Origin of the sequence: Paeniglutamicibacter quisquiliarum, from assembly GCF_019084045.1 — a bacterium.
Taxonomy (GTDB): domain Bacteria; phylum Actinomycetota; class Actinomycetes; order Actinomycetales; family Micrococcaceae; genus Paeniglutamicibacter; species Paeniglutamicibacter quisquiliarum.
Genome location: NZ_JAHRED010000005.1, coordinates 261,232 through 275,352, shown reverse-complemented (window position 1 = coordinate 275,352; position 14,121 = coordinate 261,232). Strand labels below are relative to the sequence as shown.

15 protein-coding genes are annotated in these 14,121 nt (G+C 69.7%); 9 read left to right on the top strand and 6 right to left on the bottom strand.

All coding sequences use genetic code 11. The annotated features are described in order from the left end of the window. Nucleotides 1-69: 69 nt before the first annotated feature. Entirely contained in the window at nucleotides 70-1,422 is a 1,353-nt protein-coding gene (locus KRR55_RS11540; RefSeq protein ID WP_217389277.1) for a 6-phospho-beta-glucosidase, read from the bottom strand. A 267-nt stretch (nucleotides 1,423-1,689) separates the two neighbouring features. On the opposite strand from KRR55_RS11540, the gene KRR55_RS11535 reads away from it, so the two are divergent. The 7 genes from KRR55_RS11535 to KRR55_RS11505 all read left to right on the top strand — a co-directional run bounded on the left by KRR55_RS11535 (nucleotide 1,690) and on the right by KRR55_RS11505 (nucleotide 8,307). Then, the gene (locus KRR55_RS11535) at nucleotides 1,690-2,817 is read left to right on the top strand and encodes a PfkB family carbohydrate kinase (protein WP_217389223.1); all 1,128 of its coding nucleotides are present in this window, start codon (nucleotides 1,690-1,692) and stop codon (nucleotides 2,815-2,817) included. 80 nt (nucleotides 2,818-2,897) lie between these two features. After that, on the top strand, nucleotides 2,898-4,262 hold the full coding sequence (locus KRR55_RS11530) for an ABC transporter substrate-binding protein (RefSeq protein ID WP_217389222.1): 1,365 nt from the start codon (nucleotides 2,898-2,900) through the stop codon (nucleotides 4,260-4,262). Continuing rightward, nucleotides 4,237-5,160 (top strand): carbohydrate ABC transporter permease, encoded by a 924-nt coding sequence (locus KRR55_RS11525; RefSeq protein WP_217389221.1) that lies wholly within the window; start codon nucleotides 4,237-4,239, stop codon nucleotides 5,158-5,160. The genes KRR55_RS11530 and KRR55_RS11525 overlap by 26 nt, the downstream gene beginning before the upstream one ends. Then, the gene (locus KRR55_RS11520) at nucleotides 5,157-5,972 is read left to right on the top strand and encodes a carbohydrate ABC transporter permease (protein WP_217389220.1); all 816 of its coding nucleotides are present in this window, start codon (nucleotides 5,157-5,159) and stop codon (nucleotides 5,970-5,972) included. The genes KRR55_RS11525 and KRR55_RS11520 overlap by 4 nt, the downstream gene beginning before the upstream one ends. An 89-nt stretch (nucleotides 5,973-6,061) precedes the next feature. After that, on the top strand, nucleotides 6,062-6,649 hold the full coding sequence (locus tag KRR55_RS11515) for a GNAT family N-acetyltransferase (RefSeq protein ID WP_217389219.1): 588 nt from the start codon (nucleotides 6,062-6,064) through the stop codon (nucleotides 6,647-6,649). Between the two features lie 112 nt (nucleotides 6,650-6,761). Beyond that, nucleotides 6,762-7,313, top strand: coding sequence for a DUF488 domain-containing protein (locus KRR55_RS11510; protein WP_217389218.1), 552 nt, complete (start codon nucleotides 6,762-6,764; stop codon nucleotides 7,311-7,313). Nucleotides 7,314-7,596: 283 nt separating this feature from the next. Then, complete coding sequence (locus KRR55_RS11505) at nucleotides 7,597-8,307, top strand: response regulator (RefSeq protein WP_217389217.1); 711 nt, start codon at nucleotides 7,597-7,599, stop codon at nucleotides 8,305-8,307. 13 nt (nucleotides 8,308-8,320) lie between these two features. Here the strand turns inward: KRR55_RS11505 and KRR55_RS11500 are convergent, their stop codons facing one another. Next, nucleotides 8,321-9,841, bottom strand: coding sequence for a sensor histidine kinase (locus KRR55_RS11500; RefSeq protein WP_217389216.1), 1,521 nt, complete (start codon nucleotides 9,839-9,841; stop codon nucleotides 8,321-8,323). Between the two features lie 144 nt (nucleotides 9,842-9,985). Here KRR55_RS11500 and KRR55_RS11495 point away from each other — a divergent pair, with 144 nt between their 5' ends. Next, nucleotides 9,986-10,474 (top strand): GNAT family N-acetyltransferase, encoded by a 489-nt coding sequence (locus KRR55_RS11495; RefSeq protein WP_217389215.1) that lies wholly within the window; start codon nucleotides 9,986-9,988, stop codon nucleotides 10,472-10,474. Between the two features lie 37 nt (nucleotides 10,475-10,511). Here KRR55_RS11495 and KRR55_RS11490 read toward each other — a convergent pair whose 3' ends face one another. Then, complete coding sequence (locus tag KRR55_RS11490) at nucleotides 10,512-10,790, bottom strand: hypothetical protein (protein ID WP_217389214.1); 279 nt, start codon at nucleotides 10,788-10,790, stop codon at nucleotides 10,512-10,514. A gap of 170 nt (nucleotides 10,791-10,960) precedes the next feature. Between KRR55_RS11490 and KRR55_RS11485 the strand changes: the two genes are divergently transcribed. Then, on the top strand, nucleotides 10,961-11,302 hold the full coding sequence (locus KRR55_RS11485) for a hypothetical protein (RefSeq protein WP_217389213.1): 342 nt from the start codon (nucleotides 10,961-10,963) through the stop codon (nucleotides 11,300-11,302). 266 nt (nucleotides 11,303-11,568) lie between these two features. Here the strand turns inward: KRR55_RS11485 and KRR55_RS11480 are convergent, their stop codons facing one another. The 3 genes from KRR55_RS11480 to nadC are packed head-to-tail and all read right to left on the bottom strand — an operon-like array spanning nucleotide 11,569 to nucleotide 14,101. Further along, complete coding sequence (locus tag KRR55_RS11480) at nucleotides 11,569-12,045, bottom strand: ATP-dependent endonuclease (protein WP_217389212.1); 477 nt, start codon at nucleotides 12,043-12,045, stop codon at nucleotides 11,569-11,571. Between the two features lie 51 nt (nucleotides 12,046-12,096). Then, entirely contained in the window at nucleotides 12,097-13,242 is a 1,146-nt protein-coding gene (locus KRR55_RS11475) for a cysteine desulfurase family protein (protein WP_217389211.1), read from the bottom strand. A 1-nt stretch (nucleotide 13,243) separates the two neighbouring features. Next, nucleotides 13,244-14,101, bottom strand: coding sequence for a carboxylating nicotinate-nucleotide diphosphorylase (gene nadC, locus KRR55_RS11470; RefSeq protein ID WP_217389276.1), 858 nt, complete (start codon nucleotides 14,099-14,101; stop codon nucleotides 13,244-13,246). Between the last annotated feature and the right edge of the window lie 20 nt (nucleotides 14,102-14,121).

The following is a 14,121-nucleotide window of genomic DNA, read 5'->3' as shown; positions in this document are numbered from 1 at the left end:
AACCGGGCGCGGCCGGCTCCCACCGCACGGTGGCGCCGGCAGGACGCCCAGCCGCCCGTGGGCGAAGATTCAGGCGCGACCGGACAAGGCCTCGGCCACCCCCGGGATCTGCTCCCGGTAGGTGTCAAGCAGTGCCTTGGCCACGGCGATCGAGTCCACCAACGGGTGGGCGGCCAGGGCCCGCCAGGCCAGCGTCGGGCTGCCTTCCCTGGATGCGGCAATGGCCAGCCGCTCGACGGCCTTGACCTGCTGCAGCAGCCCGAGCATCTCGCCGGCGACAGGAGCGATGCGCTTGGGCACGATGCCGGAGCCGCTCACCGTGCACGGCACCTCGATCACCGCGTCATCGGGCAACTGCGGAACGATTCCGCGATTGGCAACATTGAGGATCATGGTTGCGGGCTTGCCCCCGAGCAACGCCGTCATCAGGTCCAGGGCGACCTGCTGGTATCCCCCGCCCTCGATGTCCGAGGCCTGGCGGCCGGTACGTTCGGTTTCGGGACGGCTTTCGGCCATGTAGCTGGCCTCGCGATCGTGCTTGGTCCGGTGCCACAGTTCCAGCGCACTGTCGGGGTGTTGGCATGCCTGTTGGTAGAAACCCGACTGCTGGCGGTGCAGGAATTCGCCGCGGGTCTCCGCGGAGCCGCGCAGCCGCGCCGTGGCCTCGCGTTGGAAATAGTAGTAGTACAGGTACTCGTTGGGGATCGCGCCCAGTGCCCTGATCCAGTCGAAGCCCATGAGCCGGGCCTCCTCGATCCTTTCCAGCCCCGCGTCGTCCGCCAGCAGCCCGGGCAGCTTGTCCACCCCGTCCACCTCAAGGCTGCGCAACCAGCCCAGGTGGTTCAGGCCCACGTAGTCGAAGTCGACCTGCTCCGGGGTGGAACCAATGGCGTCCACCGCCCGGCGCATGAGTCCGATCGGGGTGTCGCAGATTCCCACGACCCTGTCCCCCAGCGACTCGCGCATGGCCTCGGTGACGATGCCCGCCGGATTGGTGAAATTGATGACCGTTGCCTCGGGGGCGTGCCTGGCCACGCGCTCGGCAAGGTCGCGGGCGTGGGGCAGGGTGCGCAGGGCGTAGGCCAGCCCGCCGGGACCCGTGGTTTCCTGGCCGAGCACGCCCAGCTCCAGGGCGATACGCTCGTCCTTGATCCGGCCCTCGGTACCCCCGATGCGCATGGCGGAGAAGATGAATGCGGCCCCGGTGACCGCCTCGTCCAGCCCGGCGGCGGTGGTGACCCGCGGGGGCCTGGGCAGGGACGGGGCCAGCTGGGCAAGGACGGCTTCAATGGCTGCCACCCGCTCCGGGTGGGTGTCGAAGAGACACAACTCGGTGATCCGCGCCCGGTCGTCCCCGCCCGAGAGCGCCTCGAAGATTTGCGGCACCCGGAATCCGCCGCCGCCGATGATGGTGAGCTTCATGCCTCTATCACTTCGCTTCCTTGGTTCCGGATGCTCCGGGGTTTCGGCCTCGGCGCCCGATGACGGGTCCGCCAGTGCCGCGGTCGCGCCGAGGGCCATGGGCCCAGAGTAACAGTGGCCAAGGGGCTTCGACGTGCACTTTCATGCGCTTGTACCGTCCCCGGGCGCATGCTACCGTCCAAACCAAGGCGGCTCCCAGCGGCCTGCGCCGTCGGCCTGCCGGTGCGCGCCGACCCGACCCGCCCAGCCAGCGCCAAGGCGGGGCACATGAAGGGGAACACAGTGGTTGACGAAGCATCCGGCACCGACCTCGATCTCTTCCTCACCGGGTCGCTCTTTTTCGACATCATCTTCACCGGCCTGCCTACCGCCCCGCAACCCGGAACCGAGGTCTGGGCCGAGGGCATGGGCTCGGTCCCCGGCGGAATCGCCAACCTTGCCGTGGCCGCCGCCCGGCTGGGATTGGCCACCGGGCTCTCGGCCGGTTTCGGGGACGATGCCTACGGCGCCTGGTCCTGGTCGCTGCTCGAGCAGCAGGAGGGCATAGACCTGAGCCGTTCGCGGATCTTCCCCGAGTGGCACTCGGCGGTCACTGTGTCCCTGGCCCGTGACGGGGACCGGTCCATGGTCACCCATGGCCACCCGATGCCCATCAGCGCCAAGGAGCTCATCGGCACGCCGCCCACCTCCAAGGCCATGATTGCCGAGCTGGCCCTGCCCGGGGACGAAGCGCCGTGGTGGGTGTCCAGCTCCCCTGCCCAGGGCAAGGTCTTCGCCGCCGTTGGCTGGGACCCCACGGAGAAATGGGATCCGGCCATGCTCGGGGACCTGGGGCTCTGCCACGGATTTCTGCCCAACCACGTCGAGGCCATGGCGTACTCCCGCACCGACACCCCCGAGGCCGCGCTCGAGGCCCTGTCGACACGCACCCCGCTGGTGGTCATCACCCAGGGCGTGGACGGGGCCATCGCCATCGACTCCACCACCGGCGAACGGGCCCGGGTTCCCAGCCTGCCGGTGCCCGCCATCGACCCGACGGGTGCCGGCGACGTGTTTTCAGCCGGCATCGTGCTCGGCACCCTGGCCGGCTGGCCGCTGGAGCAGCGGTTGCTCTTCTCCACGCTCTGTTCCGCACTGGCCGTGAAGCACTTCGGCGGTTCCCTGGCCTCGCCGGGCTGGGGCGACATCGCCGACTGGTGGGAGTCCAAGAAGCTGCGGGCCCGGGAGAACGCCGAGTGCCGGGACATCGCCAGGCGCTACGGTTTCCTGGACGAGGTCCTGTCGGAGCACAAGCCCAATGCGGTCCGCCGGGCAGAGGCCACGTTTGGGCTGCTGACCGAGGCCGAGGCCCACTACCGGCCCCACCGAAACCACCCCCTGCCCCCGGCCCGCTGACCCCGATCTCCCGCCATACCGGCAGCCGTCGAAGCCTGCCGCAACATCCAGCACCCCCGCACCGTCTTGAAAGGACCCTCATGAAACCCCGAGGCACAACCCGCACCCTGGCCCTGGCCGCCGTCGCGGCACTGGCACTGGCGCTTTCGGCCTGCACGCCGGGCTCGGAGGCGCCAGCGCCTTCCGCCCCGGCCGCCGGGACCGCCGTCGAAAAGGACGTCACCAAGATGGGCGAGCAGACGCTCACCGTCTGGGACCAGGAGGTTCGCGGCGGACAGAACGAGCAGATGACCAAGCTCAATGCCGCCTTCGAGGCCAAGTACCCGAACGTGAAAATCAAGCGCAATTCCCAGTCCTTCGAGGACCTGGGCAAGACCCTGCGCCTGGCCCTTTCCGGCACCGACGCCCCCGACGTGGTCCAGGCCAACAATGGCCGCAACACCATGGGAGCGTTCGTGAAGGCCGGGCAGCTGCTGCCGCTCGATGACTGGGCGGCCGCCTACGGCTGGACCGAACGCTACCCGGCCTCCGTGTTGAAGTACTCGCAGTACTCCGCCGACGGGACCACCTTCGGCTCCGGCTCGGTCTACGGGCTCCCGCAGGTCGGCGAGGTGGTGGGCGTCTTCTACTCGAAGAAGAAACTCGAATCCCTGGGCCTGGAGGTCCCGGCCGACTGGGCCGGATTCGAGTCCGCCATCACCACCGCCAAGGACAAGGGCGAGACCCCGCTGCTGCTGGGCAACATCGAGAAGTGGCCCGCCGGGCACGTCTTCGGCCCCCTGCAGGGCGCCAAGGTCGAGGCCGGGCAAATCGAGAAGCTTGGCTTCGGCAACGCCGGCGCCTCCTGGACCACCCCCGAGAACGAGGCCGCGGCCGCCGCCTTGGCCGACTGGAATGCCAAGGGCTACTTCAACCAGGGGGTCAACGGCACCGAATACGATGCCGCCTGGCAGAAGCTGGCCAAGGGCGAGGGGGTCTTCCTGATGGGCGGCTCCTGGATGGCAGCGGACCTGGCCGACGCCATGGGCGAGGACGTCGGGTTCTTCGCACCGGCTGCCCCCGCCGAAGCGGGCGCGCACACCACCGGCGGCACCGGGCTGCCGTTCACCGTGACGGCCAAGACCAAGAACCCTGACTTGGCCGCGGCCTACATCGACTTCATCACCAACGACGAGGCGATGGCCGTGCTGGCCGAGACCGGGAACCTCCCGGTGGTCAACACACAGAAGTACGCACCCGCCTCCGGCGTGCTCAAGGACGTATACACCGCGTTCGAGGCCGTCACCACCGACGGGGTGCTGCTGCCGTACCTGGACTACGCGACCCCGACCATGGGAGAGACCCTCGGCGATTCGCTGCAGGGCCTGCTGGACGGCCGGATCGACGCGAAGGCCTTCACCGAGGCCATGGAAGCTGACTATGCGGGCTTTACCCAGGGCAAGTAACACCGCCGCCGGCGGGCCGGGAAGGCACTCGGCCCGCCAGGGGCACCGCCTCACGCCCTATCTCTTCATCGCGCCGGCGCTTGCGATCTACGCCGCGTTCATGCTCTACCCGCTGGCCCGCGCGGTGCACCTGTCCCTCTTCGACTGGGACGGGCTGAGTCTTGCAACGTTCGTGGGGGCGGGGAACTACGCCGACATCCTCACCGACGCGCGGCTGCGCGCCGCGTTCGGCCATGCCGGCGCCTTCATCTTCTTCTACGCGGTGCTTCCCTGCTGCGTCGGGCTGGTGCTGGCCGCGGTGCTGACCCGGGCGAAGGTCCGCGGCCTGCCGCTCTTCCGGACCCTGGTGTTCCTGCCCCAGGTCATTGCCATGGTGGTGGTCGCCGTGGCCTTCAAGCAGATCTACGCCCCCGACGGGCTGCTGAACTCCGCGCTGCGCTCCGTCGGACTGGACGCGCTCACCCGCCCCTGGCTCGGGGACTACGCCTTCTCCCTGCCCGCGGTCGGGCTCATCGGCTCCTGGGTGTCCACCGGGCTGGTCACCGTGCTGCTGCTCGCGGGCATGGCCCGCATCCCGGCCGAGCTCTTCGAGGCCGCCCGGCTGGACGGCGCCGGGGCGATCCGCGAGTTCCTCGCCATCATCGTCCCCTCGGTGCGCGCCGAGCTCACCGTGGCCCTCACGCTGACCATCGTCGCCTCGCTGAAGACCTTCGACCTGATCTACATGACCACCTCCGGCGGGCCCGGCTCCTCCACCACGGTGCCCAGCTACGAGGTCTACCGGCGGGCGTTCGAGACCGGGCAGGTCGGCAGTGCCGCGGCCATCGGCGTCACCCTGACCGTCATCATCTTCCTGGTCACCCTGGCCGTTAACCGGATCTCGGAGCGCGGCGCATGAGGGTCTCGGCCACCGAGCGGACGCTGAACTACGCGATCCTCATCGGATTCTCCCTCATCGTGCTCACCCCGGTGGCCTCCATCCTGGCCGCCGCGTTCGGCCCGGCCAACGCCTCCGCAGCCCGCGAGGGTGCCTTCCACCCGTCGAACTTCGCCACCGCCTGGGTGGAGGGGAGATTCGGGCAGTACATGGGCACCTCGGTGCTGGTGGCCCTGGTCGTGGTGTCCCTGGCCGTGGTGCTCTCCATCCTTTCGGGCTACGCGTTCGGGACCATGAGGTTCCGCGGCGAGCAGGCACTGTTCTACCTTTTCCTGCTGGGCATCATGGTGCCCGCCGAGGCCATCATCGTGCCGCTGTTCTTCGACCTGCGCACCCTCGGGCTCACCGACACCATCTGGGCCGTGGCGCTGCCACAGGTCGCCCAGTCCGTCGCCTTCGGCACCTACTGGATGCGCGCCTACTTCAAGAGCGTGAGCCCCTCGATCATGGATGCCGCGCGCGTGGACGGCGCCTCGAAGGGCCGGATGCTCTTCTCCATCCTGGTGCCCATGGGCCGCCCGGCGATCACCACCATGGTGGTGCTGATGTTCATGTGGACCTGGAACGAGTTCCTGATCCCGCTGGTGATGTCCCCCTCCGGGGAGTTCCGCACCGCGCCGCTGGGCCTGGCCTTCTTCCAGGGCCAGTACACCCAGGGCACCGCGCTGCTGGCCGCCGCCGCGGTGATGGTCGCGCTGCCGGTGGTCCTGCTCTACTTCCTGATGCAGCGCCACTTCATCAAGGGCATGCTCGAGGGGGCCGTCAAGGAGTAGGCGCGTCCGCCGGGGCCGGGGCGGGAATCCGCCCGGACCCGAACCGGCCGGCCCTGTGGCTAGGGGCCCGGCAAGCGCACAATGGACCCATGAAGATCCTGTTGCGGACCCCGCGGCTTGTCCTGCGCCAATTCACCGCGGACGATGCCGGGCTGCTGGTCGACCTGGACTCCGATCCGCGGGTCATGCGCTACATCACCGACGGGGTGCCGACCGCGCGGGAGGAAGTCGTCGCCGACTACATTCCCGCCTACCTGGCGTATCACCGCAGGGGGCCGGACTTCGGCTTCTGGGTGGCGCAGCTGCGCGGCACCGGTGACTTCGCCGGGTGGTTCCACCTGCGCCCCGAGCCCGGGCACCCGGCGGACGAACCGGAGCTGGGCTACCGGCTGAAGCACGCGTACTGGGGCCTGGGGCTTGCCACCGAGGGGTCCCGCGCGCTGATCGACCATGCCTTCACGGTGGACTCCGTTGCCGTCACCCGGGTCGTCGCCAGCACCATGGCGGTGAACATCGCCTCGCGGCTGGTCATGGAGAAATGCGGGATGGACCTGGTCCGGCATTTTGTCGCCGACTGGCCGGTGCGCATCGCCGGGGACGAGTTCGGCGACGTCGAGTACGCGATCACCCGTGAATCCTGGCTGGCTTCCCGGCCCGAACCGCCGAACCCCGGCTAGGAACCGCGCCGCCCCGGCAATCCATGGGCATGTGCGCGGTAGTCGCCTACGCTGAAAACAAGGGTTTCCATTCCCGGCAGCCACACCGGTCAAAGCACGAGGGGAGCACAACATGGGCACCACCCGCATCCACACCATCGGCCATTCCACCCACGAGGTGGCCGAATTCATCGAGATCCTGCGGGCCCACGGCATCACCCAGGTCGTTGACATCCGCACCATTCCCAAGTCCCGGCACAACCCGCAATTCAACGGCGAGGACCTGGCCGCGAGCCTGGAATCCGCGCACATCGGCTATCGCCGTGCCAGGGAGCTCGGCGGGCTGCGCCCCACGCACAAGGACAGCGTCAACGGCGCCTGGCACAACGACTCCTTCCGCGGCTATGCCGACTACATGCAGACCGACGAATTCGCCGCCGCCATCGAGGACCTGCTGGCCCGGGCCGCGACGGAGGAAACGGTCATCATGTGCGCCGAGGCTGTCCCGTGGCGCTGCCACCGCTCGCTGGTCGGCGACGCCCTGCTGGTGCGCGGTGCCGAGGTCCGTCACATCATGTCCCGCTCCGCGGCCATGGAGCACACCCTCACCTCCTTTGCCCAGGTCCAGGGCACTGCCATCACCTACCCGCCGACCGCGCAGGACCCGGGCGAGGGCACGCCGTAGCCGGGCCCCCGTGCCGGTTCGGCGTCGCGGTTGCTCGCCCCACGATGCCCCGCCCCGCCCCGGCTTTCCGCGCGGATCGGGATCCAGGCGCCGGGCCGCCAGAAGCATGGCAAACCCGGCCACCGATGCCGGGGGCGCCGGAGGGCATCGCGCGTTGCAACGTCCGGACTCGCACCGCCGACTGCACCGCGGGCCTTTGGCCCCTTGTCCGAGGCGGGTTCCGCGGCAAAGAATGGAATGGTGCAGGGCCACTGGCACACCTACGGCACGGGGAGGGACCGTCATGGACAATGCAGCGGCAACGGGGAGGTCCCCCGGCCGGGACACCGGCCCCGGGACCGATGCCCCGATCCGCGTGTTCATCCTCGATGACCACGAGCTGGTTCGCCTGGGGCTTGCGGAGCTGCTGGAGGGCGAGGGCTTCGAGGTGGTCGGCACCTCCGGGACCGCACACGATGCCCGCAAGCAGATCCCGGCCCTGCGCCCGGACGTCTCGGTGCTCGACGCCAGGCTGCCCGACGGCACCGGGATCGAGGTCTGCCGCGACGTGCGCTCGATCGACGGGTCGCTGAACTGCCTGATCCTCACCAGCTACGACGACGAGCAGGCGCTGCGCGGGGCGGTGCTTGCCGGGGCCATGGGATACGTGCTCAAGCAGATCGCCGGCAACGACCTGATCCGTGCGCTGCGCCGGGCCGCGCGCGGCGAATCCCTGTTCACCCCGGGACTGAAGCAGCGGATCATCTCGGGGCTGATCACCCACGAGAACTCCGACCCGCGGATGGCGGCGCTGACCAGCCAGGAACGCCGGGTGCTGGAGCTGGTCGGCGAGGGGCTGAGCAACCGGCAGATCGGCGAGCGCATGCGCCTGGCCGAGAAGACGGTGAAGAACTACGTGTCCTCGATGCTGGCGAAGCTCGGCTTCGAGTCGCGCACGCAGGCGGCGGTGTTCGTGACCCATCCGCTGCCGGGGCGCAACGACGGGGGAACCTAGGCCTCGGTCCGCCTCAGCGTTCCGCCGGCATCGGCACGACCCAGCGCAGCGTGGTCCCTTCCCCCGGGGCGGAGTCGACGGCCAGCGTGCCGCCAAGCTCGGCGGCACGCTGGCGCAGGTTTGCCAGCCCGCTTTCGGCCACCGGGGCTCCGAAGCCCACGCCGTCGTCGCGCAGGGTCAGGGCCAGGGTGCCGTCGGTGCACTCGATGGCCAGTTCAACGGCGTGGGCGCGGGCGTGGCGCACCACGTTGCTCAGCGCCTCGGTGATGACTGCCAGCAGGTGGGTGAGCGTGGTTTCGTCGGCCAGGGCGTCAAGTCCCTCGCCCAGGCGCAGCTCGGGGGTGAAGTCCAAGGGCGAGGAGGCCCGGCGGATGGCGCGCAGGATGTGGAAGCTGGGGCTCTCGGTCTCCCCCGCCTGGCCGCGCAGCGAATAGATGGTGGCGCGCAGCTCGGCGATGGTGGTGTCGAGTTCCGCAGCGATGCCCGCGGCGCGCTCGCGGGCGGCGGGCGTGGGCAGCTGCCTGCGCAGGGCGCTGATGCCCAGGCCGGCGGCGAAGATGCGCTGGATGACGATGTCGTGCAGGTCCCGGGCGATGCGTTCGCGTTCGCGGTAGAGCAGCACGTCCTCGCGCAGGTGGTGCATCTGGACCAGCCCCAGGCCCTGGGCGATGTTGTCGGCGAAGATCCCCGCCATCTGGGTTTCCACCGGTCCGTACTCTTCCGCGCCCTTGCCGCGGACCATCAGCAGCAGCCCGTAGTGGGTGCCCCGGGCGCCCAGTGCGGCCACCAGCGTGTGTGCGCCGTCGGCGATCTCCCCCAGGGGGAGGACTGGCTCCGGCGTGGGAAGCACCAGGGGGTTGTTGGCGTGCAGGCGCAGGCGGTGGAGCTCCCCCACGTTCAGCAGCACCCGTCCGGCCAGGTGCGGGTGGACGTTCTGGCTGATGCCGGCGATCCGGTAGCCGGGTCCGGCCCCCTGGCCCTGGGCGATGGGGGTCAGCAACAGGGCGTACCTGGCGCGGGACTCGCGGCGGGCCAGCTCGGCAACATCGTTCAGTCCCTGGGTGTGGTGGCGCGATTCTCCCCCCAGCAGGCCGCCGATGCGGGCGCAGGCGGTGAGCCAGCGTGCCCGGTCCGCCGCGTCCTGGTAGAGCTGCGCATTCTGCAGCGCCACCGAGGCGCTTCCGGCGAGCGCGGCCCCCAGTTCCGCATCGGCCTTGGAATACCTGTCCTTTCCGTTCTTCGGTCCCAGGGTGAGCAGGGCAAAGAGCTCCTGCCGGGTCCGCAGTTCCAGGCGCAGGCGCTTGGGCTCGTCCTTGCCGGCGGGCTCACGCAGCGCCAGGGCGTCCTTCCCCTTGGCCAGTTGTCCCTGCTGGTGGGAGGAGCTGGTCAGTTCCAGCAGGCCGGAAGAGGCGGCGTAGATGGACATGGCCTCATCCAGCACTCGGTGGGTCACGGCGGTGACGGACAGGTCGCTGGCGATCGAGGCCATGGAGGCCAGCAGATCGCGGATGCGTGCATCGCTGCGCTTGGACATGTGCAGTGCCTCCTGGTCCCTGCCGGGTGGACCCCGCGCCCGGTGGCGCCCTGGCCCTCATGCGCCACCCTACCCGCGCAGCGGCAGCCGACAACAGGGGGGCGTTGCCCGGTGGCGGCCCGTGCAGTGGACTAGATTGGGTGGATGGATATCCGCATTGCCACACGGGACGACTGGCCGGGCCTGTGGCCCATCATCGAGGAGGTCGTCCGCGACGGCCGGACCTATTGCTGGCCCGTGGATGCCGGCGAGGACGCCTGCCGCGACTGGTGGATGGGCAAGCCCGGCGGGAGCGTCTACGTGGCGGTCGATGCGGACGGGTCCATCGCCGGCACCGCGGAGCTGCACCCCAACCAGCCCGCCGCGGGCTCGCACGTGGCCAACGCCGGGTTCATGGTCGCCTCCCGGGCTTCCGGCCGCGGGCTCGGGCGCGCATTGGGCCGCCATGTCATCGAGGAGGCGAGCAAGCAGGGCTTCACCGCGATGCAGTTCAATGCGGTGGTCGCCACCAACACCCACGCGATCCGCCTGTGGCAGTCGCTGGGGTTCGAGATCCTGGCCACGGTTCCCGGGGCCTTCAGGCATCCGGACCTCGGCCCGGTGGGCTTGAACCTGATGTACCGGTCGCTGTAACCGCCGCAGCAGCAGGGCCGTCGTGCCCAGAAAACGATTAGAACACATATTCGAACATACCCTGGAGTGCGCGGTGTTCCAACAACGCTGCCACGGCTGGCCGGTGATCCCCCATCGTGTGCCGTTCGACGGCATCGGCGATGTGCGGGCAGAGCCCTCTCAAAATGTGCGCGCGCCGGGTGCAATGGGCTGCCGGCTGCGGGCTGCGGGCGGCACCGATCGGCCCGATCCCTTCGCTGTGGCGCCCGGAGCCGGCCGCCACGGCCGTGCGTTCGGAAACCTCGAGGATCAACAACGTTTCCGCTTGGCCGGCCATATCCCTTTTGCCGGGCCTGAAGGTCGGGCACGGCCACGGCATCCCCGCCCTGTTATGGCCCGGTGCAGAAACGGGACGTTATTGTGTCGCACTAAGCTGCCGCCGGGTATCGCCGGATAGACTCAGTCGAGGGCCGCGGCAGACACGCCGCGCAGGCGTGAGGACGATGAGTGGACAGCGAAGCACGGGTCGATGACCGCCCCTCGCGACACCTGCTGGTTATTGACCATGTCGCGTCCATCATCCTCCTGCTCGTACAGCCGGTGGTCGCCATCGTGCTGTACTTCCTTGCCACCCTTACCGTGTCATCGAGTTTTTACCAAACGCGCTCGGTGCCGCAGTGGGCGGTGGCAACCGTGATCGTCCTGGTTTTCGCCGTCCCGCTCGTAGCGGCAGGTTTCACGATTGCGCGAATCGTCAACGATCGCATTGCATTTTGGGTGCCGTCGCTGGCCATGGCACTGACAACCCTGATGGTCCATTTCCTGTCCGTGTTTGCGGCGTCGCACTAAATTCCGCCGGCCGGTTCCCCACCACGATTTCGGCAGCGCCCGGCCGTGGGCCCCACGTGGCGGGTGTTCCGCCACCGGCGATTCGCAGCACAGCTTGGGCCCATGGCTTCGGTGCTCGTGCCCGGCCCGGCCTTGAACGGCCCGACCTTGACCGGCCCGTCCCTCCGCCCGGGAACCGTGCGGTGCCAGCCGCGCCGGCATCCATCCATCGGGGAATACCTTCCAGGGCTGAACCTAGTGCTGGACCGCGCGGGCACCCGGAGGACTCAGAGGCTTGCCAGCAGCGAGGCCAGCGGAGCGGGAACGGACCCCAACGGCACCGCTTCCGCCAGCAGCCCGGCGTAGCGCACCTTGTTGCCGCTGCGGCCGCCGAAGAACCGCGCGAGCTGGTGTTCGATGGGTTGCGCACGCTGGAAGGGCTGGGCCTGCAGGCGGCGAAAGGACTCCAGCTCGCCCTGCCCGGCGATCACCGCTTCGACTCCTTCCACGCCCAGGGCACGGATGAACTCGGCTTCCAGGTCCGGGTCGCAGACAAACACCGTCTCGAGCACTCGCTCGAAGTCGCGTCTCTCGGCCGCGTCCACCAAACCGACAAGCCGCTGGCCGTTCAGTTCGCCGGCGGCGCGGCGGGCGCCCTTGGATCCGCCGACGGGCAGCACCCGGGGTTCGGGCAGGGCCAGCCTCCGGGCCAGGATCCTTATGGCGACGGCGTCGCTCTCGCCTTCAACCAGCACGATGCTCATGCAGACATGGATATCACACGGCCTGCCCCCGGCTCCATGGCCAAGGCGGGTTCAGTCCCCGGCGATGGCCTTGACCGCCGCCACCACGGCGCGTGCGGCGGTGGCGATTTCGGATTCCTTCACGTTGCGGGTGAAGCTCAGGCGCACCGCGGTGTGCGCCAGCTCCTCGTCGTATCCCATGGCCAGCAACACGCTCGAGGCCTCGGTGGACCCGGCGGCGCAGGCCGAGCCGGAGGAACACACAACCCCGCGGCGCTCCAGTTCCAGCAGCACCGTCTCGCCCCCGGTTTCCGGGAACACGAAGGAAACGATGCCGGGCACCCGCTTGTCCGGATCCCCGGTGAGCATGGCGCGGATCCGCCCGTCGGTGTTCAGCCCCTTGAGCACCGAGGAGATGAGGTAGGCCCCGTGGCCCTGGGCGGCGCCGTCCCGGTTTGCCCGCGCGGCCAGGGACAGCGCGGTGGCGGTGGCCACGGCTCCGGCGACGTTTTCGGTGCCGGAGCGGCGCTCGCGCTCCTGGCCGCCACCGTGCACCAGCGGTTCAAGTGCCAGCTTGCCGCGGACCATCAGCAGCCCGGCGCCCTTGAGCCCGCCGATCTTGTGCCCGGAGATGCTCAGCGCGTCGACGTGCGCGGCGATCTGGCCCATGTCCAGCCAGCCGGCTGCCTGCACCCCGTCGCAATGCACCAGGGCACCGACCGCGTGGGCGGCGGCCGCCGCCTCGGCAACCGGCTGGATGGTGCCGACCTCGTTGTTCACCGCCATGACCGAGACCAGCGTGGTGTCCGGGCGCAACAGCTTGGTGAACGCGTCCAGGTCCAGGAGCCCGAAGGCGTCGACGGGTGCCACGTCGAGCTCGAAGCCGTGGTGCCGCACCAGGTAGGCGCAGGCCTGGGCCACCGCGGGGTGCTCGATGGCCGAGTGGATGAGGTGGCGCCCGCGCGGGGCACCCAGCGCCAGGCCCTTGATCGCCAGGTTGTTGGACTCGGTGCCCCCGGAGGTGAAGACCACGTCCCCGGTGCGCACCCCGAGCACGCCGGCCGCGGTTTCCCGCGCGTAGTCAAGGGCCCGCCTGGCGGTTTGGCCCATCGAGTGGGTGCTGGAGGGGTTTCCGTAGTCGCTGGTCAGCAGCGGGATGATGGTATCCAGCACGTCCTGGCGCACGGGCGTGGTGGCAGCCGCATCGAGGTAGATCACGTCAGTTCGCTTCCATCCTGATGTCCAGGCCGAGGTCAAGGGCGCGCACCGAGTGGGTCAGGGCTCCGGAGGATATGACGTCGACGCCGGTGGCGGCGATGGCTGCCACGGTCTCCAGCCTAACGTTCCCCGAGGCCTCCACGAGCGCGGCGCCGGCGATGCGGCGCACGCCGGTGGCCAGGTCCGCGAGGCTGAAGTTGTCCAGCATGATGGTGTCGACCCCGGCGGCGAGCACCGCGTCGAGCTGGTCCAGGCTATCGATCTCCACCTCGAAGTGCACGGTGTGCCCCAGGGAGGCCCGGGCCTTGCGCAGCGCGTTGGTGAGTTCCGATCCGGTGCCCAGCAGGGCGAGGTGGTTGTCCTTCGCCATGACGGCCTCGGAAAGGTTGTCGCGGTGGTTGTGCCCGCCGCCGCAGCGCACCGCGTAGCGTTCGAGCACGCGCAGCCCGGGGGTGGTCTTGCGGGTGTCGACGATCCGGGCTCCGGTTCCCTGCGCGGCCGCAACGTAGGCGGCGGTGGCGGTGGCGATGCCGCTCAGGCGCTGGAGCAGGTTCAGCCCCACGCGCTCCCCTGCCAGCAGCCCGCGGGCGGGGCCGGTGACGGTGACCAGCGTGTCCCCGGCGGCAAACGTATCCCCGTCGGCGAGCGCGGGCACCAGTTCCAGGGCCGGGTCCGAGAGCCTCATGGCGGCGATGAACGTGTCCAGCCCGGCGCAGATGCCCGGTTCGCGGGCGACGACCGCGGCGGTGGCGGTGGTGTGTGCGGGGATCAGCGCGTTCCCGGTCAGGTCCCCGCGGGGATTGTCCTCCTCCAGGGCCGCCAGGACGATCCTCTCGATGACGCGTGCGGGGACCGGCATGGCGGTGAGGGTGCGGGCCG

Coding starts and splice junctions, on each gene's coding strand:
- KRR55_RS11525 (WP_217389221.1), top strand. CDS start 4,237: ATGCGGGCTTTACCCAGGGCAAGTAACACCGCCGCCGGCGGGCCGGGA.
- KRR55_RS11515 (WP_217389219.1), top strand. CDS start 6,062: ATGAAGATCCTGTTGCGGACCCCGCGGCTTGTCCTGCGCCAATTCACC.
- KRR55_RS11480 (WP_217389212.1), bottom strand. CDS start 12,045: ATGAGCATCGTGCTGGTTGAAGGCGAGAGCGACGCCGTCGCCATAAGG.
- KRR55_RS11510 (WP_217389218.1), top strand. CDS start 6,762: ATGGGCACCACCCGCATCCACACCATCGGCCATTCCACCCACGAGGTG.
- KRR55_RS11490 (WP_217389214.1), bottom strand. CDS start 10,790: ATGGCCGGCCAAGCGGAAACGTTGTTGATCCTCGAGGTTTCCGAACGC.
- KRR55_RS11520 (WP_217389220.1), top strand. CDS start 5,157: ATGAGGGTCTCGGCCACCGAGCGGACGCTGAACTACGCGATCCTCATC.
- KRR55_RS11495 (WP_217389215.1), top strand. CDS start 9,986: ATGGATATCCGCATTGCCACACGGGACGACTGGCCGGGCCTGTGGCCC.
- nadC (WP_217389276.1), bottom strand. CDS start 14,101: ATGCCGGTCCCCGCACGCGTCATCGAGAGGATCGTCCTGGCGGCCCTG.
- KRR55_RS11535 (WP_217389223.1), top strand. CDS start 1,690: ATGAAGGGGAACACAGTGGTTGACGAAGCATCCGGCACCGACCTCGAT.
- KRR55_RS11530 (WP_217389222.1), top strand. CDS start 2,898: ATGAAACCCCGAGGCACAACCCGCACCCTGGCCCTGGCCGCCGTCGCG.
- KRR55_RS11500 (WP_217389216.1), bottom strand. CDS start 9,841: ATGTCCAAGCGCAGCGATGCACGCATCCGCGATCTGCTGGCCTCCATG.
- KRR55_RS11505 (WP_217389217.1), top strand. CDS start 7,597: ATGGACAATGCAGCGGCAACGGGGAGGTCCCCCGGCCGGGACACCGGC.
- KRR55_RS11540 (WP_217389277.1), bottom strand. CDS start 1,422: ATGAAGCTCACCATCATCGGCGGCGGCGGATTCCGGGTGCCGCAAATC.